Consider the following 1,316-nt stretch of genomic DNA (forward strand, 5'->3'; position numbering starts at 1 on the left):
CCCTACGTGTCAGGCTGGAACGGTACCAAGGGCTCATAGCAAGTCCGCTTAATCGCGTGGGGCGAGAACCAGGAATCCAGTAATCATGTCCAGTCCAGTTTTGAGTGCCGTAGGCCAAGATGGTCCTATGAACAGTCCCGGACCGCGATCTGGTGGGCCGAGCCCTCGCCGGTCGTTCACCCCAGTGCAGAAGCTTGACTATTTGGCCTCGTACGAGGCGGCCATCGAGTCCAATGAAGGTGGCGCGTTCCTGCGCCGCGAGGGCCTGTATTCCTCCCAGATGACTGAATGGCGCCGGCTCCGTGACGCCGGGGTCCTGGCGGGCAAGAAGCCCGGGGAGACAATCGGGAAACTGTCGGCGGACGAGGCTGAGATCGCGCGTTTGCGCCGCCAGCTGGGGGTGAGTGAGAGCCGGTTGAAAAGATCCGAGGCAGCCTTGGGAATCATGGAAAAACTCTCGGCGTTCTTAGAGAACGCCATTCAGGAATCACCGGACGAGCCGAAGTCCAAGAAGAGCTGATGGCCGCCTACCAAAGCCTGCGCCAACAACAGGTCCCCACCCGGCGGGCGGCCTCCCTGACCGGGGTCTCACGCACCACGGTTTACCGGAAGACCTCACCGCCCCGGGAAACGGCGGCGGTGACGCCACCGAACAAGCTCAGCCCTGCCGAGCGGGCGGCGGTGTTGGCGGCGTTGAACGCCCCGGAGTTCGTGGATCTGGCACCCATGCAGGTCTATGCGAAGCTCCTGGATCAGGGAATCTACCTGGGGTCGTTGTCAACGTTTTACCGGGTGTTGGAGGAGAACAAACAGGTCAAGGAACGCCGCCGCCTGGCCAAGCACCCTCCCCGGGCCGTTCCCGAACTCGTGGCTGCCGCCCCGGGCCAGGTGCTGAGCTGGGACATTACGAAGCTGGCCGGGCCGGTGAAGGGCAAATACTACGACTGCTACATGATGGTCGATATCCACTCCCGCTTCATTGTCGGCGCGCACGTGCATGCCAGCGAATCCGCGGTTCTAGCCGTGGAGATGATGAGGGAAATCTTCGGTATCCACGGCATCCCGCAGGTGGTGCACGCGGATCGGGGGACCTCGATGACGTCCAAGACTGTGGCCGCGCTGCTCTCGGACCTGGAGGTCACCCGGTCACATTCCCGGCCTCGGGTGAGCAACGATAATCCGTACTCAGAAAGCCTCTTCAAGACCATGAAATACGGGCCCATGTTTCCCGAACGCTTCGCTTCCCTTGGCGATGCCAGGGCCTTTATCAGCGAGTTTGTGGATTGGTACAACCATCACCACCAGCATTCCGGAAT

General features: G+C 61.6%; 1 pseudogene. It reads left to right on the forward strand.

Annotation, left to right across the window (positions count from 1 at the left end):
- Window positions 1-127: 127 nt before the first annotated feature.
- Window positions 128-1,316 (forward strand): annotated as a pseudogene (locus RCH15_RS19035) (IS3 family transposase); the annotation flags it as partial.

The organism is Arthrobacter sp. MP_M4 (assembly GCF_035984855.1).
Classification (GTDB): Bacteria; Actinomycetota; Actinomycetes; order Actinomycetales; family Micrococcaceae; genus Arthrobacter.